We start from the raw sequence: 22203 nt of genomic DNA on the forward strand, positions 1-22203 counted from the left end.
AAAAAGTTGAACAAGAAGTCAAGAAGTCGCCTTGTTATCGCGAGTTAGAGCGGAAAATAGAAGCGTACAAGCCCCTCTAATCAGTCATTACCATATAAACTAAGAGGAAAAAGTGTAAAGACCCCTATGTGAATAAAGATCCTCGTCCACTGAGACAGGGGATCTTTATGATTCCTCGCTACGCTTATGCCCGCGCAGTCGGCGCAACAAGGTGAGCCCGCCGCTGATCATGGACCCCAGAACCGCAAACCAAACAGCAAAACCGAACACTTCCCCCCAGTACAAAAAGGGAGGAAGGAAGATCACACCAGTGTCGCCGCCGGTTCCTTCCAGGGAAACCCGGGGCGGGACCGCGTTGAGGCCGAAGATCCAGCCCATGATCCAACCGATCCCGGCGCCGGTAAGCAGGCGTTTTTTCCAGGATGTCCCCTTGCTTTTTTCCATCGGTCCCCCACCCCTTTCCATAACTCCGGACAAGCCGGTCCGTACATCCTATGCAGGGTGGAAGAGATTCATGTCCGCTTGGAACCGGGATTATGCCCGCAGGTTTTCCGGGTTCAGGGGTTCCAGGTCGGAAACGGTGAAGCGGCCGTCTTTGCGTATCCGTTCCCCGTCAAAATAGATTTCGCCTCCGCCGTAATCGGGCCGTTGGATGTTGACGATATCCCAATGGATGGCAGACTGGTTGCCATTATCACATTCGGCGTAAGCTCGACCCGGGGTGAAATGGAAGCTGCCATTGATTTTTTCGTCAAAGAGGGTGTCCAGCATCGGATGATGGATATCCGGGTTGATCCCCAGACTAAACTCCCCGATATAGCGAGCGCCTTCATCGGTATCCAGGATCTGATTCAACTTTTCCGTCTCATTGGCGGTCGCTTTCACAATCTTGCCGTCCTCAAACTCGAACCGGATCTTCTCAAAAGTGGTCCCCTGATAAACGCTGGCGGTGTTGTAGGTAATCACCCCGTTGACCGATTGACGTACTGGTGCGGTAAACACTTCCCCGTCGGGGATGTTGGCTTTTCCGGCACATTTGATCGCCGGCATCCCCTTGATGGAGAAGGTGAGATCGGTTCCCGGGCCGGTGATGCGCACCTCCTCCGCCTCTTCCATCCGCTTCACCAAAGGATCCAGCGCCCGATCCATCCGCTGGTAATCCACCGTACATACCTGATAGAAAAAGTCCTCAAAGGCTTCGGTGCTGGTTCCTGCCAGCTGCGCCATCGATGGATTGGGATAGCGGAGCACCACCCAGCGGGTATTGTTGACCCGTTCGTTGTGCACGACGCGGCTGTATCGTTCCGTGTATAACTTCATTTTATCCGCAGGAACATCGGCCAGCTCGTTGATATTTTCCTGACCGCGGATCGCCACATAACAGTCCATCTCTTTCATACGGTCCAGGTCATGTCGGGCCAAAAAATCCATATGTTCTTCCGTGGCGACGAGCAACTGGCGACGAAGCAGGGCATCGTTATTCACCTGAACCACTGGTTGACCGCCGGCCTGACCGATCTCATCGATCAGCGCCCGGACCAATTCATCCCTCTCCCCAAACAAGTCGATCATCACCTTGTCGCCGGAAGTAACTTCCATGGAGTACCGAACCAACAGACGGGCCAACTCCGTCACTCTCGGATCGCGCATCTTCATCCCCCTTTTGTTATGTAAATACTCTAACAGTGTACCATGGACGCTTCCCGTTGCCAGAAAGGGGGGCGGACCACTAAAATAGGGAAGAGTCGTCCATCTCAAAAACTCAACCCAAGAGGTTTTTTGGAGGAATGTCCATGTTTGAACGCAAACAAGTGGAGGGATCCAAAGATCAGCGCTATGAAAGCTTGTTGAATCAAGCGCATAGCCTGCTGGAGGACGAACGGGACTGGGTGGCCAACCTGGCCAACGCCGCATCCCTGTTGTATCACTCCCTGGAGACCGTCAACTGGGCCGGTTTCTACCTGATGCGGGGAGAAAAGGAGCTGATCCTGGGGCCCTTTATGGGACAACCCGCCTGCATCCGGATTCCCGTGGGCCAAGGGGTATGCGGAACAGCAGTCAAGGAGCGAGAAACCCAGCTGGTTCCCGACGTCCATCAGTTTCCCGGCCATATCGCTTGTGATGCCGCCTCCCGATCTGAAATTGTGGTTCCCTTGGAGAACGGCGGAAAGGTGGTCGGGGTCCTGGATATCGACAGCCCAAAACCGGGACGATTCGATGAAACAGACCGCAAGTATCTTCAATCTTTCGCCCGGATCGTACAGGAATCCATCGACTGGAATAACATGAAGAAGTAAAAAAGGACCGCTTGACACGGTCCTTTTTTACTGCATATAGATGCGGTGGGCCCGCCGGATCTCCTCCTTCATCCATTCCGGATAAGGGGCTTGGTCCAGCTCCCCGAGCTCGGTCCAATAAAAGTTGTCATGTTCCGCACTCAGCTTTACTTCACCCACGGGGTTCTGACAGGCAAACTTGATGATGATCAGGTGCTTTTCATCCTGGATGTCATCGTAGATGTACGCAGGCCCCACCACCTTGATTTGCAGACCCGTCTCCTCCTTCACCTCACGGTAGAGTGCGTCCATCAGGGGTTCACTGGGCTCCAATCCTCCGCCGGGAAAATCCCAGCCATGGGTGTCCTTGGCACTCCGCTCCGCCTTCGATTTGCGCAGCACCAGTACCCGGTCCCCTTCAAAGATAATCGCTTTGGCGGCGATTTTATAGGGCTTTTTCATCCAAATCCTCTCCACTTCCCCTTTGTCCGGGGAACGATCATGTCCGGCCAAAAAAGGTACCGGCAGCACGCGCGATCAGTTGCCCCTGATCGTCTTTCACCTTGGTTTCCAATACGATGATCGTCCGCCCTTTTTTGATCACTTGGGTTTGGGCAGTCAACCACCCTTCGATCGCCGGTTTTAGGAAGCTGACATTGAGATCAAGGGTTACGGACCGGCGATCTGTCTCCGACTCCTGAAATACCGTCGATCCCATCGCCGTGTCGATAAAGGTGGCGGTGATGCCCCCGTGCAAAATCTTATACCGGTTGGTCAATTCATCCGTCACCAACATGCGATGGACATAAGCTTCTTTTTCCTCGTCATAGCCTAGGTTTTGAAAGTTCATCATTTCCTCGATGTAAGCCAGCGGGCTCACCCGCGTCCGTTTCAGCGCCTGCACCTGTTTGTGGATCGTTTCCAACTCGCTGGGTGTCAAATCCTTCAGTTCATTTAAGAGTCCGTCCAATGTCATGGTTCAATCCTCTCCGCTGATTCAGTTTTTGGTGATTGGCACACACCTGTCAGATGGAAACCCCTTGTATATGCCATAACGTTACCACAAACTCCCCTTCAGTGAAACCGATCCCCCGCCCCGCGCGCAAAAAACCGGGGAACCCCCGGCTTTTTGGTGTTCCCTTTTGCGATTTTTCTTACCGGTCGGCGGCTTCCTCTTTTACCTGAATCACGATTTTTCCCTGGACATAACCTTGTTCACTCTTCTCATGGAGCCTTCGGACTGCAGAAAAGTCCTTCAGGCAGAAAAAAACCCGTATAAAAAAGGGGGCGAAGAGTTTCGCCCCCTTTTTCGATCCCCTCCATTATATGTTCGTGCTCCGTTGTTCCACCGTCCTCTTTCTCTTTTTGAACCCGTTAACGATCAATGGATAACACACTGACAGCACCGTCATCAGGATCAGGACGATCGAGATCGGCGAGGCAAAAAAGACCCCCAAATTGCCATCGGATAAGATCAGACTTTTGCGGAAGTTTTGTTCCATATCCGCCCCGACAATCAGGGCCAGGATAAGGGGAGCGATCGGGAACTTCAATATTTTCATAAACAGGCCGATCACGCCGAAGAGGAGCAAAATATAGAAATCGACCACACTGTAATTCATGGTAAAGGTGCCGACAAAGGATAAAACCAGGATGAGGGGATACAACATTTTCGGCGGTGTATCCAGGATCTTGACCAGCAGGCCGACCAGCAGAATATTGATCAACACCAGCAGGATATTGCCGATAAACATGCTGTTCACCAGACTCCAAACCATCACGGGGTTATCTTCAAACAGGAGCGGACCCGGTTTCACCCCCAGCATGATGATGGCTCCCAGCATGACGGCGGTGGTCCCGGAGCCTGGGATCCCCATCGTCAACAGGGGGATCAACGCTCCGACAGAGGCGGAGTTATTGGCCGATTCCGGTGCGGCCAACCCTTCGATCGCCCCTTTGCCGAATTGATCCGACCGCTTGGAGAGTTGCCTCTCTGTGGTATAACTGAGCAAGGAGGCGATCGATCCCCCGGCTCCGGGCAGCACACCGATGATAAAGCCTAAGGGTCCGCTTCGGAGAATGGGCCAACGGGAGCGCTTCCACTGCTCCTTTGTGACCCAGATTTTCCCCACGTCTCTTTTCTTTTTGTCCAGGGGTTGATCGATGGTCAGATAGTTGTATAACACTTCTCCCACCGCATAAATTCCGATGATGACGACGAGAAAGTCAACCCCTTCACTCAATTGGGGCAAGTCGAATGTGAAGCGATAAACCCCACTTTGCAGATCGACGCCAACCGTGCTCAACAACAAGCCAATCGACATGGAAATAAATCCTTTGGTCATGTTTCCGATCGACAGAGAGACAATCGCCGACAGTGTAAACAGCATCAACAGAAAATACTCCGCCGGACCGAATTTTAGCGCGAATTCCGCCAGGGGTTTCGCCAACAAAACGAATCCGATGACCGCGATCAACCCGCCGATCAAGGAGGCGATGGCCGAGATCGCCAAGGCTTGTCCGGCCTGTCCCTTTTTCGCCATCGGATAGCCGTCAAAGGTGGCAGCGATCGCCGAGCCGTCACCCGGCGTGTTCAACAGGATGGAACTTCTGGATCCCCCGTACATCGCTCCATAATAGATAGCGGCCATCATGATTAACGCCGTCGTCGGATCCATGCCAAAAGTGATCGGGATCAGCACCGCTACCGCCGTCGCCGGTCCGAGACCCGGCAGCATGCCAACAATGGTACCGAGAAAGCCGCCAAATGCCAGCCACAGCAGGTTACCCGGCTCCAGTGCGGTCATCAGGCCCTCCAGCATGCTTTGCACGTTCACTCCCACAGGATACACCTCCTCGTCAAGGCAGACTGATATCCAACCATTGGCTGAAGACAACCCACGCACTCATTGAAAACAACACCGCAACGGTCAGATTGAGTAGCCATTTGCTTCTGCCATTGATCACAAATAGAAGCGCCGCTAGAAACAGGGTCGTGGATACCAAAAATCCTAGGGTTAAAAAGACGAGGGCATAAAGCAGCCCCAACACCAGGGTAGATACGATTAAAAACGGTGTTCGGCCGCTCAAAAGCCGTTTGAATTCTGGATACTTTTGCTGTTGCCGCCATTCCTGGATCAGATAGACAAAGCTTGTGATCAGCAGAAAAATACTAACCCCCGCCGGAAAGTAGAGCGGCCCGTTCGGATCACCCAGCTTGGCCTTCGGCAGATGGAAGGTTCCGATCAAAAAGCAGATGCTGACGAGGACAAAAAAGATCGGCATAAAGAACCTGATAAAAATCATCCTATCCCTCCACCCCAGTTATTGAGTCAAACCGGAATCGTTCAGCAGATGTTTGTACATCTGATATTGTTCCTCAAGGAACTTTTTGCTTTCGCCGCTGTCTTTGTAAAAGGGTTCCCATTCATTATTTTTAAGAATTTCTTTCCAGGCGTCCGTTTTCACCATTTGGCCGATTCGTTGATCCCAGTAAGCAATTTCTTCTTCGCTCATGTTCGGTGGCCCCATCACGCCCCGCCAATGGGGAAAAACCATATCGACTCCTTCTTCTTTCCAGGTGGGGACTTTTTCCAACCCCTTCAACCGCTTCGGGGAAGAGACGGCCAATATTTTGACTCTGCCTGCTTTGTATTGCTCTTTTGCCTCGGAAACGGACATGGTGGCAGCGTCGATGTGATTGCCAAGCAAGACTGTAGCTACGTCCCCTCCGCTTTTGTATACGAGAAAGTCCAATTTGGGCACATTCACACCGAAAGTTTTCGCCGCCTGGACAAAGGAGAGGTGATCGTCGTTACCCAGGCCCGGTGCTACGCCGATCTTCAGGGACTTGGGATCCTTTTTCAACTTCGTCATCAGCTCTTTAACACTGTTGATTTCAGAACCTTTGGGCACGACCACCGCTTCCCATTCTGTCGCCAAAATGGCGATCGGGGTAAAATTCTGATAGCTCAAATCACTTTGCCCCAACAGGTTGTTCGTGATCAGCAAACTGGAATTGATCGCCAAACTGTGGCCGTCTCTCGATTCTAGATACTTCCACCCCACTTCTCCGCCGCCGCCCGGTTTGTTGATCACCTGGATCGGCTTTTTAACGATCCCTTCATCATCGAAAACCTTTTGCATCGCCCGGGCAGTCGTATCCCAGCCGCCGCCGGGTGAAGCCGGCGCCACCAATTCGATGTTTTTCGATGGAAACGGCCCGCCCGCATCTTGGGACGAACAAGACGTGAGCAACAGCAATACAACGACTGCCAACCACCATTTCTTCAATCCGATCACCTCGCCGATTCCGTTATAAGTATAAAAATATTTAAATCATTTTGGGACTTGTCCCCTATTGTATAAAAAATCCGACCGTTTTTGTAACCGCTTCTGATTTAAATGACTTTAAAGGCTATTCTGTTCATTTTGTTCAACAGAGGCGATACTTACGCACCGGCCGTCCAACGATGCCATATTCCAGATCGGCCTGCCCTTCACCGATGGAAACCAAATCTTCCAAGTACCTACGGGCCGTGGTCCGGGAAGCACCCATCTGTTCTCCGATCTCTTCAGCAGCCATTCCACAGATCCGTCCCCAGTTCAATCACAAACAGAAGCAGCGAAATAACGTGGCCCAAACATTTTTGTTTGCAGCGACACGCTGGAAATAAACGGACCTCCCTTTAGTTTTTTTGATGATTAGATCATGGGGCATTATTAAAAATATAACAAAAGGCGATTTAAAAGGTCAGCTCCTTGTTAAAACCCGCAGGGATTCGACAGATTTGTTGGTGCCTTTCCTTATTCCTTGATTGACTCCAGCCACTCTGCATAACCATCGTCACACAAGAGCTCCTTTCGTTCCTGTTGAAAAAAGGTGATGGGATGAATGCTCTCCACCTGATGTTCACAATGGTAACAGGTATCATCCTTCATCGTGACACCTCCTGCCTCTCAACGGATTCCCCTCCTTATTTTTTTCGGTTCATGAAAAATAAGACTGAGTGATCTAAGACTCGAAAAAAGCGTGGCAAAAGCCACGCGATTGGTCTGTTTCCCGGAGTTTACTCGTTGTAATTAGCACACCCACTCGAAACGCTTCAATGTGTATTCACTCTATATCAGATTATGGGTTGATATATAAAATAATCAAAATCAGCAGGGCAATTTTGTCCAGAAGTATCCTGGCATTGCATGCCGACAAAGGCACCGGTAAAAAATCCACCCCCTCGAACATAATCATCGGATAGCTTATACGAACCCAATTCAATGGCAATCGTTGTCCAGCGTTTGCCGTCAAAGGAGTATGCGTATTGATACTTGTTCGTATCAACTTCCACACGAAGATAAACATATTCCACATCTTGAGGAATCTCAATTACATTGTCCCTTAGAGGTTGATCAAACACAAAATTATCACATGTAGTCAGGTTTAGAATCCTCCCTTTTTCTTCATCCCAGGTCATTTGCAGTGCCGTCCAATTCTCCGTATTATAATAGTTCACTAATCCAGCACTTTGCTGAAACGTATAAGGGTAAAAGGACATTTTTGTTTCGGCCAAAAAGCGAAAATGCTGCCAACGCCTTGCGACAAAGGCTTGTTTAAACTTAGAAGTTAAGGAATCCTTCCCATATAGGCGAAGATGTCCCTTCCTGTCTGTCAGTGACAAGGTATCCTTACCCAATGGTATACGCAGTGTCTGAAAATGAGGATTTAGACTATCACCATCGAAATCATCCTTTTCCGGGTATTCTTCTCCCCATGGGACTTCTTCTAATTGAGGACCTTCTACTTCTAATGATGGTTGATTTCCATTCTTTACATATGGCCATCCATCTTTCCATTCCAGTCTCTGAATAGCCGTTTCACGACCGAGTGGGCAATATCCACGCGGCTCCAATAAAGGCATATTGTGATCTTTCGGCAATGGACGTCCTGTGAGATGAACTAAAAACCACTCATTGGTGTGCGTTTGTACAATAGAAGCATGACCGGCCTTTTGCAAGGGATTCCTCGGATAGGGAAACGATGTGATCAGCGGATTTTCCGGATGGACTTCATAAGGTCCTCTCAAATTTTTGGACCTTGCTATGGTTGCCGCGTGATGGTATGTCGTACCTCCCTCCGCAGTCAACAAGTAGTAATAGTCATTAATCTTGTAGATATGGGGAGCTTCTGTCAATTTAAGATCCGTCCCCTTAAATATCACTTCACGTTCACCCACCAGCTTTTTTTGCTGATGGCTATACTCTTGCAAGACAATGCCATAAAAGTGATGGTTCCCGACCCGTGGATCCCACAGCATGTTGACTAAATACTTTCTTCCATCGTCATCGTGAAAGAGGGAAGGATCAAAGCCTGAGCTGTTTAAATAGATCGGTTCAGACCATTCTCCATCCACTTGATCGCAGGTAACCAAATAGTTATGGCAGTCTTTCCATTGCCCTTCGGTCACTTTCACATCCGTGTAGATGAGCCAAAATTGCCCGTCATAGTAGGAAAGTTGGGGTGCCCAAACCCCCCCTGAGTCAGGATTTCCAATCATGTTTAGTTGACTTAATCGATTGAGAGGTGTTGCAATCAGACGCCAATTCTTCAAGTCCTTTGAATGGAATATTCTAACACCGGGAAACCATTCAAAAGTAGAGACTGCAATATAATAATCCTCACCTACGCGGCAGATGCTCGGATCTGGATGAAAACCGGTTAGAATCGGATTTTTTATCCTGGGCACTTTCCATCGACCTCCTCATTTCATCATTGAACATCTCTTACCACTATAACAGTCTATTTGACGGTGAAATGGCTCTACATCAAATGTTCAGCCCGGTCCGCTCCTATCTTCCCTTTTTCAATTTCCTTTCTTATTTGTGGAAGGAATTTTTCATAATTTAATGCAGCTACGATCACAAACATCAGAATCACCATCGCCATCGGAAAATAAATCAGCATGGACTTCATCGCTACCACCGCACTGTTTGGTTGACTGGATGCATTTGCTATATACCCGCCGATGGAAAGAGACCATCCGACGATAGCAGATTGCAATCCCGCCCCGATTTTCATACCGGCACTGGTTATACTGAATACAGAACCTTGCACGGGTACCCCGGACTTCCAATACACTAAATCGCCAACGTCGGCCACGATTGCACTGAGAGCTGCTTGTAATGGCACTAAACCGATCGCATTGATACCGAGTCCGACGACGAGCCATATTAAGTTTTCCGGAAAAATAGCCATGATCATATAAGCCACCACAGAAATCAGTAACCCGACATTTACACTCTTTCTAATACTATATTTTCCAGCAATCTTCGGAGCAAAAAATAGACCTATGATCATCGGTAACAAGGCAGCCATGCTCAATAAACCCATGACATCGGGATTGTCGAAAATATATGTCGCATAGTAGACCCTGATACCGTTCTCGGTTTGCCTTAAGTACCACAAAATATACAAAATAAATGTGAGTATAAAGTATTTGTCGGCAAAGAGTACTCGGAATATTAGGACAAACGGAATTCTTTGACCCTCTGTTTTTCTTTGCGCCACATTTCTCTCTTTCACAAACCAACCGGTAACCATTAAGGGGATTGCACATAGTAAAGCATACAACGCTGCAGTGACGGTCCACCCCTGTTGATGATTGCCAAAAGTAGCTACAAGTATGGTTGTAAAGGTGGTGATCGCTAACACCGCTACATTGGCGAAGATAAAACGGATGCTTCCCAGGGATACACGATCTTCTTTATCATTTGTCATAAAGGAAGTAAGGGATGAATAAGCCACATTGTTAGCGGTATAAAAAATGGCTGAGATTAGAAAGTAAACGACAAATATATAAACAACCTTTCCAGTTTGATGAAAACTACTGGGCACATTAAACAACATGAATGTTAATATCCCTAAAATAGGGGCCGTCCAAAAAACCCATGGTTTGGCTTTCCCCATTTTTGCCTTTGTATTGTCGATCACGGCTCCCATGAACAAATCTGTAATCCCGTCTGTTATACGGGCAATCAAAATAATGGTACCGATTAGAGCACCCGCAATGCCTGCAACATCCGTCATATAGATGGTTACAAAGGAAGCAATAAATGTCCAACTATAGTTCGCTCCAAAATCTCCTAAACCAAACGTAAGTTTTTCACTCATTTTTAATTTCGGTGTTTTCAATAGGTCCGTTTCGCTCCGTCTTGGTTGCGTCATTCCCATTAGTTGTCCCCCCTTATTTAATTTGCATGATTTTCTTCGGTTGGGTTCCCTCCACTTTGTTTGTCCTTTGAACAAAGTTTACCCTTTGATTGAAAGCGTTGTCAACAATATGTGGTCTAAGATTCCGTCAATTTATCAAGATCAACTCCGATTCATCTCGTTGCCAGTCCCCACTCCAAAGGTGTTTGAATAAAAGCCGGCCATACGTGATCGATAAACGAAAAGCCTCAGATGGGTGCTAAAGTCCACATCAACCCTTTACTGCGAGAAAAATAAAAAGGTCATTTGAATTAGAGAAATAACTCAACTCTAACCAAATGACCGATCTGATAAGTTATTAGCGATGACTACTTTCCCATCACCTTGGCTTGAAAGGCCTTTGCCAGCTGCTCCACTGTGTCGTAATCCCCTTCCTTAGCGGGACGGGTGATCTCTCCCCCTACACCGACCATGACAGCGCCGGCTTTTAGCCAGGCATCCACATTGTCGAGGGTGATCCCGCCTGTGGGCATGATGTTGAGATACGGAAGCGGTCCCCGAACATTTTTGATAAAGGAAGGGTCATAGGATGGACCCGGGAAGAGCTTAATCACCGAGACGCCGTATTCTGTCGCTTCGATCATCTCATTGACCGTCATACAGCCGGGCAGATAAGGGATGTGATAGCGGTTGCACAGCTTCGCCGTCTCGATGTCGAAGGCGGGACTGACGATAAACCGGGCACCGGAGAGTATAGCCAAGCGGGCGGTCTCACTGTCCAAGACTGTACCGGCCCCAACCAGCACATCCTCATCGTATTGATCGACCAGGGTTTCTATCAGCTGTCCGGCTTTAGGCACAGTGAAGGTGACCTCCAGGGTTTTGACGCCGCCCTTCACGCAAGCCGCTGCGGTTTTTTCCGCCATGTCCAGATTTTCGCCGCGAAGGACCACTGCCAGTTTGCTGGATATCATCTGATGTAAAATCTCGTAAGTTTGCATGGGATTCCCCCCTTTTTTTTACAGACGAAAAATCCGCCGTCTACCGGTACGACAATTCCGTATCTGCCCAAGTCAACGAACTGATTCAGGATCGAATGGTCATTGGAAAAAATGGAGGAGCCGAATCGATAACCCGTGGTAGAAAGAACCCGCAGTGCTTACGACTCAGGCCTGGATCGGCAAATAAGGTTCGATCTCTTTTTTTATCGACGAGGGTTTCCTATTGGGAGCGAACCGTTTTAACACCCGACCCCGGGGATCTACCAGAAACTTGGTGAAGTTCCATTTGACCCCCTTCCACCCGATCCCCGGCGCCTCCCGGGTCAGATATTGAAAGAGGGGATGGGCATCGGGACCTTTCACCTTCGTTTTGGCGAACAGAGGAAAAGTGACCCCGTAGTTGACCTGGCAAAACTGTCGGATTTCCTCATCGCTCCCCGGTTCCTGGTTGGCAAATTGATTGCAGGGAAAGCCCAGGATCATCAGCCCCCGGTCACGATATTGCTCGTAAAGTTCCTGCAACTCCCGATACTGGGGAGTAAACCCGCATTGGCTCGCTGTATTGACGATTAAGAGAACAAAGCCTCTGTAATCGGCGAGGGATTGTTCCTTTCCGTCCATGGTGCGGACCGTAAAATCATGGACACTCATCTCCTACCCTCCTTTTCGTCTGCCACTCGCAAAAGCACCGAGGAGTAAATCCCCCGGTGCTTTTATTTTCTTCAAGAAGAGGAACGAGGCCTTCTTCTCCGGTGTTTCCGGTATTTGCGGCGGGAAGAGGAGTAAGAACGGGAAGAATAGGAACGGCGGCGCCTGTATGAGCCGGAGGAGCTGGAACCGTAGTGGTACCGACGTTTTTTGCTGAAGGGTGAAAACATCCCCAACAGGTCGTAACGCAGATCTGCCAAATCTTCGGCCAATTCCTCTTGATATCGTTCCGGGTAATCCGTGTGGATAAAACGTCCCACATCAACGATCCGGATTCGGTCCTCCGCATCCACCATCAGGTTGTTGAGATGCATGTCCCGAGGGATCCACCCTTCCCGAAAGCAATCTTCCATATAGGCTTCGATCTGTTCCAGATGATCCTCCTTCAGCCGCGACCGGTTGTGAAGTTCATGTGCCAGCGTGATTCCCTCTACCTTATCCATCACCATAAACTGATCCCCGCAGTGATGAAGAGCAGGAAAGGCAGGATGTTGGTGCAAACGGCTCAAGATGCGATCATCTTTTGACGGCAAACTGTTCGTACTCGTATACCCTTCCACTCAAACCCTCACCCAGCATGCGGCACTGATTCTCAATCTGTCCCTCGGCAATCAAGTCGGAAAGCTCGTTGACGATTTCTTGGTGCAATGTGATCCCTCCTTGTCCCCTTTCATTCTACCCAATCGCCCCTGATCGGCAGAAGGAGATCGGAACAGCATTCATGGACTTTTTATAAAACTCATCCATCGATGCGGAAAACTTCCCCCATACAAAACCCTTCGCATTCAACCAGGCGTTGCGGTAGGATAGAAGTCAAGTCCATGAAAAATAAAGGAGAAACCGGGAAAATGGCCGAAATGAACCGAAGACAACGACAAATTATTACGGGCGCGCTGATGGCCGCCATGTTTATCGCTGCCGTGGAGGTAACCATTGTCAATGCCGCTATGCCGACAGTCGTGGGTACACTGGGAGGCATCTCTCTTTACAGCTGGGTGTTTTCCGCCTATATGTTGGCCAATACGCTGACGGTGCCCATCTATGGCAAGCTGGCCGACCTCTACGGCCGCAAAGGGGTGTTTGTCACCGCTGTACTCCTGTTCATCGGGGGATCCGCCCTGTGCGGATTTTCCCAATCCATGGAACAACTGGTCTTTTTCCGTGCGATTCAGGGGATTGGCGCAGGTGGAGTGCAGCCTATTGCGCTCACCATCGTCGGAGACATCTACCCCTTTGAAGTGCGGGCCAAGATCCAAGGCTGGTTTTCCTCCATGTGGGGACTGGCCGCCATCGTTGGACCCCTGATCGGCGGATGGACCGTGGATCATTTCTCCTGGCGTTGGATCTTTTGGTTCAACCTCCCTCTGGGGCTCCTGATCATCCTGACCATCCTTCTATTCCTACGGGAATCGGGGCATCGAGTGGAGAAAAAAATCGATTATACCGGAGCGGTGCTGTTCATCCTGTCGGTGTTAGGCGTCCTCTCCTTTACCCAGCTGATTGGCAACCAGGGAGCGGATTACCCCTTGGCCTGGGTGCTGTTGGTGGGCGGAGTGACCACCTTAGCGGTCTTCTTCCGCTGGGAACGCCGGGTGGACGATCCTTTTCTTCCCCTAAACCTCTTCCGTAACCGGGTGATCGCCTCCAGCAATTCGACGGCGTTTCTGACCGGGATGGGCATGTTCGGCGCGATCTCCTTCGTCCCCCTCTTCGTCCAGGGAGTCCTCGGCAAATCCCCCACCCTGGCCGGATTGGCGATCACCCCCCAGGTGCTGGGCTGGAGCACCTCCTCGGTGATCGCGGGGCGTTGGCTGCTGCACCAGGGATACCGCCCGCCCATCGTCACCGGTGCGGTCCTGGTCGCACTCTCTGCTGCCAGCTTCACGTTGATGGATGCCTCCACCCCGTACCTCTTGGTGATGGCTGGCATGTTGGTGCTGGGCTTGGGACTGGGGCTGTCGATGACCGCTTTCATCGTGGCGGTACAAAACGCCGTCCAGGGACCGGAACGAGGAACCGCTACCTCCTCCCAAATGTTTTCCCGCTCCATGGGAGGTGCCTTCGGCGTCACCCTGTTGGGAACGGTGATGAGCTTTCAGTTGAAGACCCGGATCAACACCTACATCACAGAACACCGGGGGGAATTGAGTGAAGAGACGATTCGTCAACTGGAGAAGGCGCAAGGGGTGACCAACCCCGAAAGCTTTTCCGCCTTACCTAGCGGGATCGCCCGCTTGGCGGAGCAGTTTCTCTCCCAGGCCCTGCACACTACCTTTATCACCGCAACCCTGTTCAGTATCGCCGCACTCGCTGTCGCCTTGCTGCTGGTTCCCAAGGGCAGTGCCCAGTCCCTGTCGGTGAAGGAATGAAACTTTTGACTTTTCCTCCCTTCATTTGTCAAGGATAAAAAGGAGGTAAAACCATGGGACAGGAGATCATCCAGGTAAACGCCTTTACCAACCGCCCCTTTTCAGGAAACCCGGCGGTGGTCTGCATCATGTCCCAACCGGGGGGATGAAAGATGGATGCAGCTCGTTGCCCGAGAGATAAATCTGTCGGAGACGGCCTTTCTCCACCGAGAGAACGATGCCTTCCGGCTCCGCTGGTTTACGCCGTCAGAAGAGGAGAAGCTGTGTGGCCACGCCACACTGGCCAGTGCCCACGTGCTCTGGGAACAGGGGATCCTCAGACCGGAAGAGACGGCCCGCTTTCAGACGAAAAGCGGCCTTTTGACCGCCCGCCGCCACGGCGCGTGGATCCAGCTCGACTTCCCCGCGGAATCCGTGAAACCGACAGAAATACCTGTCGCCTTTCAACAAGCTTTTGGCGATCGAATTCGCTTCTTAGGCGTCAACCGGATGGATCACCTGCTGGAGCTGGAATCGGAAGAAGAAGTTCGCTGTTGGGATCCAGCCCACCCCGCCCTCAGCACCCTGCCCATCCGACGCGGCCTGATCGTCACTGCCCCGTCGGCGGAGGCAGGCTGTGATATCGTCTCCCGGTTCCCAACCACGGCATCGCGGAAGATCCGGTGACGGGTTCGGCCCATTGCCCCCTTGGACCCTTCTGGAGCCAACGGTTGGGCAAACAGGAAATACGGGCCCGACAAGCTTCGGAGCGGAGCGGGTTCCTGTTGGTCCGTCCGGAACAGGATCGCGTGATCCTCTCCGGGCAAGCGGTAACTGTCTGGCGCGGGGAACTGGTATAAGCTACCTCTCACCTCATTTGCGGAGGAAACTCACCATGAAACGAGTAGAGCTGATCGTCAATCCGTCAGCAGGACAGGGAAAAATCAAGGAACTGCTCCCCAAGCTCACCCGACGGTTGCGGGAACATTTTGTCCAGGTTCACGTTCATCTGACAAAGCAGCCGGGCGATGGTGCGCGGCGGGTACAGGAAGTGGGCCATGATACCGATCTGATTATCGCTGCCGGAGGAGATGGCACCGTCCATGAGTTGGCCAACGCCGTTTGCTCACATCCTGACCGCCCCCGATTTGCCATCCTTCCCGGCGGTACTTGCAACGATTTTTCCCGAGCGTTAGGAATCAAACAGCACATCCCCGATGCTCTAGAGCAAATCATCAAGGGCCAGCCGCGGCGGGTGGATGTGGTACGGAACCAGCAGGGACGTTACTTTCTCAACTTCTGGGGAATCGGGCTGATCACCCGGGTCTCCACCCAGATCACTCCGGAAAACAAGGAACGCTTCGGTCGATTGGCTTATTATATCAGCGCCGCCCAAAACCTGCTCCATCCCCGCCCCTTCACCTTGGAAGCCGAATGGGATGAGGGGCATTTCCAGGGGGAGGCCATGATGCTATTGGTAGGCAACGGTTCGTTTATCGGTGGAATGGAAGCCTTCTTCCCTCACAGCCGCCTCGACGACGGAAAGATGGATGTGCTGGTGATCAAGGAAACCTCCTTAGACAGCCTCTGGTCCCTTTTGGTATCCAACATGACTCGGGAGTGGCCCCTGGGAGAAGATCTGCACTATTTCCACACGGAGCACCTGACCATTCAGGCGAACCCTGCACAAACCATCGACTGCGACGGCGAACAGGTGGGAACCACCCCCTCAGAACTGGTCACCCTCCCCGGTCACTTAACCGTTTTGGTCGGAGAATAACAAACCTGCCATGCGGGTTTACGTTTTCACTGCACTTGTCCCCGTTGATTCCGGAACCCGGACCATTCGATAAGGCGATCGATAAAATCAAAATCGCTCCGCCGATGGCCAAGCCGGCCATCACATCGATAGGATAGTGGATACCGAGATACACGCGGCTGAAACCGATCAGAAGAATGAGTCCGGGCCACAGCAGGGAGAGCACTCCTTTCATTCTGGAGGGCAGCCCGCTTCTGAGGTTGAAATAAAGCAAAAACCCATACAGGGAAATGGCCCCATGGCATGTCCACCGGGAAAACTGCAGCCATCCACCGGGATCAACGAAGGTTCATCAGGACGGGAGCGGGCAAAGTGGAGCTTCAGCGCGATGTTGACCCCCGATCGAACAGAATTCCCTGTATGACGCGTTTTTGGAGCAACAAAACCAGGCTGGTTGCCAGAATCCCTGGCCCAGTTCCGTGATCCCCTTCATCCACTCCGTCAACCAGGGAGTGCGCAAGGTGGCCGCCTGAATCAACAAGCGCCTGTCCATCCGGACCATCTCCCGTTTGGCCAGCTCCACAAAAGTATTGACAAACAGGAAAATGATCGGTAAGACGAACATGAGCCCCCACCCGAGGGATGGAGCCCGCTTTCTGATCCATTGGCTCAACCCCTTCCCCTCCTTACTGGTTGATGGTTAAGCGATCATGATTTTACCCTTTTTAAAGGAGATGGACGCTGTTTGGACAATCTGACACACGGACTCCTCGGTTATGCCGTCTATGCCGCTTTCGACAAGGAGGAAGAGACGAAAAAAGAACGGCTCGGATATGCTTCCGTTGCCATCCTAGGCGCAGAGATCCCTGACATCGAAGGATTTACCACTTTTATGGATCCGGCGGTCTACTTAACCTGGCACCGCGGGTTCACCCATTCCTTTTTGTTCGCCCCGGTCATGGCCCTGCTGGCGGTAGGACTCGTCTTTCTAATTAATCGGTCGATCCGGTTTGGCAAAGCCTTTGGGCTGGCATGGGCAGGCACCATCGTCCATATCGCATCGGACTGGTCCAACACCTGGGGGACGGGCCTTTTGGAACCAGTCTTACCGGAACGGTACTCCCTCGGCATTCTACCGATTGTAGACGTCATCATCCTGTTGATCTTTGTCGCTGGTTTTCTGCTGAAGAAAAGATGGGGAAACGTACGGGTTTTCCGCGGCGTGTGGGCTGTCCTGTTCTTATATGTCGCTTTGCAGGCCACCCATGCTGCCTGGCTGGAATCGCAGCTGGATCATCAGTATCAGGCGGTGACCACCAGTGCCCAGCTCATTCCGACCCAGTACCATCTGGTGGCCCAAACAGGCGATGAATTTCATTTTTACGATGGCTCCGTCTTCACCGGACTGCGCAAGGTTGGGGAAGCCAAGAACCAAGACCACCCTGTCGTCAAGGAGGCGCTGAAAGATGAGGAAGCCCGCGCCCTGGCTCGTTTTTTGCCCGATTTCGGAGCGAGGGTCAAAGAGCTGGATCACCACTGGCACATCACCATCTATGACCCCCGCTTCCGGCATCACAACCCCTCTTTGTTGAGCACGGAAGTGATGGTCCCCAAATAAAAAGGAATCAGGCAGTTTATTAAAAACTGAGGTTGACGTATTCCCGGCCCATGTACTCTAATTATGCCATTTAAAGACGAAGCGGTCCCATCCATTGGGATGGGATCGTGTCCGTGGGGCTTATGACTGGAAGTGATATCATCGATAGTTGAGCAGCGAAAAATGCATTCAAAAGGGCTACTGTATAAACAGTGGCCTTTTTCATTAACGAACAATAGTTAAATGTATCTTAAGAAGAGATGGTTGATACTCATCGCAATTTCCTTTTTCACTGGAGGTCATCAGATCCTTCGAAGAGTGCAGTTTTAAAAACAAAGAAAACCGGTTTTAAAGCGGGAGCCCGGCTAGCGTTATCCGTGTGGGTCCAACTTTTATATTTCACCCTGGTAAATGAAGTTGAAAGAAATTATGAAAAGTGTCCAAAAGAGGGAAGTTTGTTACAATAACCGTTTAGGAGGGATGAAGATGAAAAAAATGATGAGTAGTATGTTGGTCCTTATGTTATTTGTCGGTGGGATCGGTTTTCGTCTTCCATCGACCGTTTATGCAGATCATCTTTATTGTGATAATGATGCGGTTGGTTATCCTTGCTCCAATTCATTCACTGAAAGTTGGACATATAGAAGTGGATACAGTGGGGATCAAAACGGGGATCATCGCCTCGCTCGAAACGATTCCAGTAGCTCATATCTTTGGCGTTATGACGATTACGTTGTGGATCCGTATCTCGATGTATGGCTCAACAATTATGACTTCACCAACCCAAACGCCGATTATTATGTCTCAGATGGTCATACGAATGTTCAATACGTCGGTGACATAAATCAAAATACAGCACCTGGTGGTTGGAATGGTATCGGTAAAGTATACGGATGGTTTATTGATGCTGATGTTTTTCAACGTGGCGATTACCCAAACTCATACACCGGTGCGGATATGATAAGGTTGTATGACCCTTCAACTCTAGCTATGAACACAGTAAAAGAACAAACCTACCACGCTAACGCTGAAATCGCCTCGATTCAAAAGAAAATGTTAAACGCAATCGACCATTATCAAAACATCCAAGGCTCTTTCCATATTCAATTTGAGAACAACGGACAAAACGAAACAATCGATTTCCAGGTGGATGAAGGAAAAACACCGGGAAGCCATGTGAAGGTGACCAAAGCAAACGGAACCGTCTTTGAAACCAAATCCAACGGGAAAGAGCATCTGGTCATGAACCATCAAAAAGAGCAGTTCTCCAAATCAAATATTGCTCCCCGTAAAGAAGTCAAAGGACCCCGCCATTTTTCCAATGAAAACGGCCAACCCGTCTTTGTCCAGCGTAACGACCCAGCAACTGCAAGCATTGCCAAAGAAGTGACTTTCCCGCAAAACTACGCGTTTTGGCTCCGTAACAAGGGGAACAAAGTCGTGGGCCATGACAAGATGTTTAACCGGGATATCACGGTGATCGAGGGGAAACACAACGACTATCTCTCCAAGAAGCTGGGTGCCACCACCTACAAAATGTGGGTGGATACGAAAACAGGCGTGCTGTTGAAGCTGATCGGGACCGATCAGAACGGGGACGAAGCTTATCACATCAAGGTGCAGGACATCCAGTTCAACCAAGGCATCAACGCCCAACAATTTGCCCCAGAGGTGCCCAAGAGTTGGGAGAAAATGAAGAAAAAATAAAAACACAAAAAGGGGCAGGTCAATTAACGATCCCTGCTCCTTTTTATCTTTTGGCGAAACGGGTTTCTATCATCCGCTCCAACACCAGTCACCCATGGAGCTGTCCAGTTATTCTTTATACTTTACAACATGAACCTTCGGATGACTTTCCACGAGAACGTTATTATTTGATGTTTTTATGACCTATCGTCTTATAAAGGTAATATAGATGTCCTCCTTGTTTATGCAAAGATCTTGGAGCACCAAGACAGACCCCATTTGTTCTTTTCGCGTTATAAAAGGGATTACTGAACTTTTCGTCGAAAGGTAAGGAGTAGGTGGTTGTAGTCCGGAAATATCACTGATCATGGAATAGCCACTTTTTTGAAGGCCCAATTGGAATGGTGTATATTACGTATTAAATACGATAATTTTCAAACCATTTAGTATTCACGATATCCAACCCGGACAGCATGACCCTCAACATGGAAAACGGAGGCGTAGGGATTGAATCGACAAGTATTATCATACCAGGCAACCCGATACGAGTTGATTGAAGTAGCAAAGGGAAAAAAGCCGGCGGATCTGTTTGTGCGGGGCGGGCGTGTGGTGAACGTTTACTCAGGGGAGATTCTGCCCGCTCATATCGCCGTTTGCAAAGACCGGATCGCTTATGTCGGAGAAAGCGAAGCAGCTATTGGCGAGGATACCATTATTGTTGACGCGGAAAATCGATGGGTCGCCCCTGGGTTTATCGAACCCCATGCCCATCCTTGGGTTGTCTACAATCCGATCAGTCTGACAGAAAAGGTGCTGCCGCTGGGTACCACGACGATCGTGCATGATAACCTCTTCTTTTACTTACATCTCGGTGCGGAAGGCTTTCAGAAGATGGTGGAAGACTTGCGCGGGATGCCGGGTTTGCATCTCTGGTTGGCCCGCTTGGTGTCTCAAGCAGACTACACCGGCGAACGAGAGGAGTTTTCCTCGGAATCGGTCCGCAAGCTGCTGGACCTCCCGGATGTGATCGGAACGGCGGAGGTGACCCGTTGGCCGCTCCTCTATGATGCCGACCCTTTTCTGCTGGAGACCGTCGAGTATGCCAAATCGATCGGAAAAATATCAGACGGCCACACATCAGGCTGCTCCTATGAACGGTTGAATTCGATCGTGGCCTCTGGGATCAGTGGCTGCCACGAAGCGATCAGTGTGCAGGAAGTGAAGGACCGTCTGCGGCTTGGGTTATGGACGACCTTGCGAAACAGTTCTCTCCGTCCCGACCTTCCTGAAATCGTCAAAGCGGTGACCGAGCACGGATTACCTACCCATCGGATGTTGATGACCACAGACGGACCGCATCCCGGCTTTATCGAAAAACAAGGATTTGTGGACGGATTGCTGCGGGTTGCCGTAGAGTCGGGCATCCCCCCTGTTCAAGCCATCCAGATGGTGACCTTAAATGCGGCTCAATACCTGGGATTGGATGAACACCTGGGCGGCATCGCCCCAGGACGAAGGGCCGATCTGGTTCTCCTGCCGGATCTAACAACATTCCGTCCGGATCAGGTGGTCGCCGGCGGACAAATCGTAGCTGAAAAGGTGCGACTGACAGCCTCTATGCCCAAGGTGGATTTTTTATCCTATCCGCAGAAAAAACCGCTCGTCCTTGACGATGCCACCTTGTTAAACCCCGATCGATACCGGTATCCGGTCGATGATCGGCAGGAATCGGTGACGGTCCCGGTCATTCAATTCAAGATTGCAGTGATCACCAAACGGCGGGACGTGTCGCTTCCGGTCCGTAACGGATACGCCGACATCAGCGATCACCCCGGCTTAATCTATGGCGCACTGATCGACCGCGACGGCCAGTGGATCTCCCATGGAATCCTGGACAACTTCCTCGATGAGGTGGACGGGATGGCCTCCACATACAATACGACGACGAACCTCTTAGTTCTCGGACGGGACCCGGTGGCCATGGGGAAAGCCGCCTCCCGGGTGCGCGACATGGGTGGAGGCATCGTGCTGATGGAACAAGGGGAGCCCATCCTGGAGATCCCCCTTCCCTTTACCGGCATGATGACCACCAGCCCCTTCTTTGAAACGGCGGCACAGATTCACCGTTCACTTTTTCAAGCCGTACGGGAGCGCGGCTACCGGTTTCAAGATATTTTGTATTCCTTGCTCTTTTTGACCTGTGATTCCCTGCCCGGCCCCCGCATCACTCCCAATGGACTGTTTGACGTGAAATCAAAAACCGTGCTGCTCCCGTCTGTCCATGCAGAATAAACCCAAACCGCCCATCATATTAAAAAAGCCGCTTAAGCGGCTTTCAGGCTGTCGAGAAAGTCTCGACAGCCTATTTTTTTGCCGAATCCTTTTCACTGCTTCCCACCGTTTATTAGGTTGAAGAAGAATGGGAGGGATGGGTGTGTTACGTTCCAATAAAGAGAAACAAAATGAGCTGGAGTTTGTCTGTATTGAAGAATTAGTTCCGGAAGATCACTTGCTCCGCAAAGTGGACAAGCATATCGACTTTTCTTTTATCACGGACAAGGTGCGGCCTTTGTATTGTGAGAACAATGGAAGGCCCTCCATTGATCCGGTCGTTCTCTTTAAAAT

General features: G+C 50.7%; 26 protein-coding genes and 1 pseudogene. 10 read left to right on the plus strand and 17 right to left on the minus strand.

Annotated elements, in window-relative coordinates; all coding sequences use genetic code 11:
- Nucleotides 1–165: 165 nt before the first annotated feature.
- Nucleotides 166–444, minus strand: a complete 279-nt coding sequence (locus BLP91_RS15035; protein WP_091572908.1) for a hypothetical protein — start codon at nt 442–444, stop codon at nt 166–168.
- A 90-nt stretch (nt 445–534) separates the two neighbouring features.
- Entirely contained in the window at nt 535–1650 is a 1116-nt protein-coding gene (locus tag BLP91_RS15040) for an aminopeptidase (RefSeq protein WP_091572910.1), read from the minus strand.
- A 143-nt stretch (nt 1651–1793) separates the two neighbouring features.
- Here BLP91_RS15040 and BLP91_RS15045 point away from each other — a divergent pair, with 143 nt between their 5' ends.
- On the plus strand, nt 1794–2297 hold the full coding sequence (locus tag BLP91_RS15045) for a GAF domain-containing protein (RefSeq protein ID WP_091572912.1): 504 nt from the start codon (nt 1794–1796) through the stop codon (nt 2295–2297).
- 27 nt (nt 2298–2324) lie between these two features.
- On the opposite strand, the gene BLP91_RS15050 is transcribed toward BLP91_RS15045, so the two are convergent.
- The 13 genes and pseudogenes from BLP91_RS15050 to BLP91_RS17335 all read right to left on the minus strand — a co-directional run bounded on the left by BLP91_RS15050 (nt 2325) and on the right by BLP91_RS17335 (nt 12836).
- Complete coding sequence (locus BLP91_RS15050; protein WP_143003577.1) at nt 2325–2738, minus strand: NUDIX hydrolase; 414 nt, start codon at nt 2736–2738, stop codon at nt 2325–2327.
- A gap of 37 nt (nt 2739–2775) precedes the next feature.
- Nucleotides 2776–3252, minus strand: coding sequence for a PaaI family thioesterase (locus BLP91_RS15055; protein ID WP_091572916.1), 477 nt, complete (start codon nt 3250–3252; stop codon nt 2776–2778).
- Nucleotides 3253–3598: 346 nt separating this feature from the next.
- Nucleotides 3599–5098 carry a tripartite tricarboxylate transporter permease gene (locus BLP91_RS15060; RefSeq protein WP_091572949.1) on the minus strand — a complete coding sequence of 500 codons (1500 nt, stop codon included), beginning with the start codon at nt 5096–5098 and terminating at the stop codon, nt 3599–3601.
- 37 nt (nt 5099–5135) lie between these two features.
- A complete protein-coding gene (locus BLP91_RS15065) occupies nt 5136–5582 on the minus strand; it encodes a tripartite tricarboxylate transporter TctB family protein (protein ID WP_091572918.1) in 447 nt (148 codons plus the stop codon).
- 18 nt (nt 5583–5600) lie between these two features.
- Nucleotides 5601–6569: a tripartite tricarboxylate transporter substrate binding protein gene (locus BLP91_RS15070; RefSeq protein WP_091572920.1), complete on the minus strand. Its 969-nt coding sequence runs from the start codon at nt 6567–6569 to the stop codon at nt 5601–5603.
- 142 nt (nt 6570–6711) lie between these two features.
- Nucleotides 6712–6864 (minus strand): annotated as a pseudogene (locus BLP91_RS15075) (DNA-binding response regulator); the annotation flags it as partial.
- A 218-nt stretch (nt 6865–7082) separates the two neighbouring features.
- Nucleotides 7083–7217 carry a hypothetical protein gene (locus BLP91_RS17330; protein ID WP_281220694.1) on the minus strand — a complete coding sequence of 45 codons (135 nt, stop codon included), beginning with the start codon at nt 7215–7217 and terminating at the stop codon, nt 7083–7085.
- 185 nt (nt 7218–7402) lie between these two features.
- The gene (locus BLP91_RS15080) at nt 7403–9016 is read right to left on the minus strand and encodes a glycoside hydrolase family 43 protein (RefSeq protein WP_091572922.1); all 1614 of its coding nucleotides are present in this window, start codon (nt 9014–9016) and stop codon (nt 7403–7405) included.
- Nucleotides 9017–9090: 74 nt separating this feature from the next.
- Nucleotides 9091–10500, minus strand: a complete 1410-nt coding sequence (locus tag BLP91_RS15085) for an MFS transporter (protein WP_245662292.1) — start codon at nt 10498–10500, stop codon at nt 9091–9093.
- A gap of 347 nt (nt 10501–10847) precedes the next feature.
- A complete protein-coding gene (locus BLP91_RS15090; RefSeq protein WP_091572925.1) occupies nt 10848–11480 on the minus strand; it encodes a bifunctional 2-keto-4-hydroxyglutarate aldolase/2-keto-3-deoxy-6-phosphogluconate aldolase in 633 nt (210 codons plus the stop codon).
- Between the two features lie 165 nt (nt 11481–11645).
- The gene (locus BLP91_RS15095; protein WP_091572927.1) at nt 11646–12131 is read right to left on the minus strand and encodes a glutathione peroxidase; all 486 of its coding nucleotides are present in this window, start codon (nt 12129–12131) and stop codon (nt 11646–11648) included.
- A 71-nt stretch (nt 12132–12202) separates the two neighbouring features.
- A complete protein-coding gene (locus BLP91_RS15100) occupies nt 12203–12697 on the minus strand; it encodes an AarF/UbiB family protein (protein WP_091572929.1) in 495 nt (164 codons plus the stop codon).
- A 7-nt stretch (nt 12698–12704) separates the two neighbouring features.
- Entirely contained in the window at nt 12705–12836 is a 132-nt protein-coding gene (locus tag BLP91_RS17335; protein ID WP_281220696.1) for a hypothetical protein, read from the minus strand.
- Nucleotides 12837–13036: 200 nt separating this feature from the next.
- On the opposite strand from BLP91_RS17335, the gene BLP91_RS15105 reads away from it, so the two are divergent.
- From BLP91_RS15105 to BLP91_RS15115, 4 genes are all read left to right on the plus strand, one after another.
- Entirely contained in the window at nt 13037–14557 is a 1521-nt protein-coding gene (locus BLP91_RS15105; protein ID WP_176758028.1) for an MDR family MFS transporter, read from the plus strand.
- 156 nt (nt 14558–14713) lie between these two features.
- Nucleotides 14714–15223 (plus strand): PhzF family phenazine biosynthesis protein, encoded by a 510-nt coding sequence (locus BLP91_RS17405; protein WP_342670315.1) that lies wholly within the window; start codon nt 14714–14716, stop codon nt 15221–15223.
- A complete protein-coding gene (locus BLP91_RS17410; protein ID WP_342670316.1) occupies nt 15220–15396 on the plus strand; it encodes a PhzF family phenazine biosynthesis protein in 177 nt (58 codons plus the stop codon). Before BLP91_RS17405 ends, BLP91_RS17410 begins: the two co-directional genes overlap by 4 nt.
- A gap of 35 nt (nt 15397–15431) precedes the next feature.
- Nucleotides 15432–16316: a diacylglycerol/lipid kinase family protein gene (locus BLP91_RS15115; RefSeq protein ID WP_091572933.1), complete on the plus strand. Its 885-nt coding sequence runs from the start codon at nt 15432–15434 to the stop codon at nt 16314–16316.
- Here BLP91_RS15115 and BLP91_RS17585 read toward each other — a convergent pair.
- A complete protein-coding gene (locus tag BLP91_RS17585) occupies nt 16276–16620 on the minus strand; it encodes a phosphatase PAP2 family protein (protein WP_091572935.1) in 345 nt (114 codons plus the stop codon). The two genes, BLP91_RS15115 and BLP91_RS17585, sit on opposite strands and share 41 nt — an antisense overlap.
- A gap of 27 nt (nt 16621–16647) precedes the next feature.
- A complete protein-coding gene (locus BLP91_RS15125; protein WP_091572937.1) occupies nt 16648–16968 on the minus strand; it encodes a hypothetical protein in 321 nt (106 codons plus the stop codon).
- A 72-nt stretch (nt 16969–17040) separates the two neighbouring features.
- Here BLP91_RS15125 and BLP91_RS15130 point away from each other — a divergent pair, with 72 nt between their 5' ends.
- The 5 genes from BLP91_RS15130 to BLP91_RS15145 form a co-directional block, all read left to right on the plus strand.
- The gene (locus BLP91_RS15130; RefSeq protein ID WP_091572939.1) at nt 17041–17913 is read left to right on the plus strand and encodes a metal-dependent hydrolase; all 873 of its coding nucleotides are present in this window, start codon (nt 17041–17043) and stop codon (nt 17911–17913) included.
- A 465-nt stretch (nt 17914–18378) separates the two neighbouring features.
- Nucleotides 18379–19599 (plus strand): LolA family protein, encoded by a 1221-nt coding sequence (locus tag BLP91_RS15135; protein WP_091572941.1) that lies wholly within the window; start codon nt 18379–18381, stop codon nt 19597–19599.
- Nucleotides 19575–19781: a hypothetical protein gene (locus BLP91_RS16445; protein WP_143003578.1), complete on the plus strand. Its 207-nt coding sequence runs from the start codon at nt 19575–19577 to the stop codon at nt 19779–19781. The genes BLP91_RS15135 and BLP91_RS16445 overlap by 25 nt, the downstream gene beginning before the upstream one ends.
- Before the next feature lie 304 nt (nt 19782–20085).
- On the plus strand, nt 20086–21870 hold the full coding sequence (locus BLP91_RS15140) for an adenine deaminase C-terminal domain-containing protein (RefSeq protein ID WP_091572943.1): 1785 nt from the start codon (nt 20086–20088) through the stop codon (nt 21868–21870).
- A gap of 142 nt (nt 21871–22012) precedes the next feature.
- On the plus strand, nt 22013–22203 hold a 191-nt coding region (locus BLP91_RS15145), incomplete at its 3' end, for a transposase (RefSeq protein ID WP_483819094.1).

This window comes from Melghirimyces thermohalophilus, from assembly GCF_900102685.1.
Taxonomy (GTDB): domain Bacteria; phylum Bacillota; class Bacilli; order Thermoactinomycetales; family DSM-45169; genus Melghirimyces; species Melghirimyces thermohalophilus.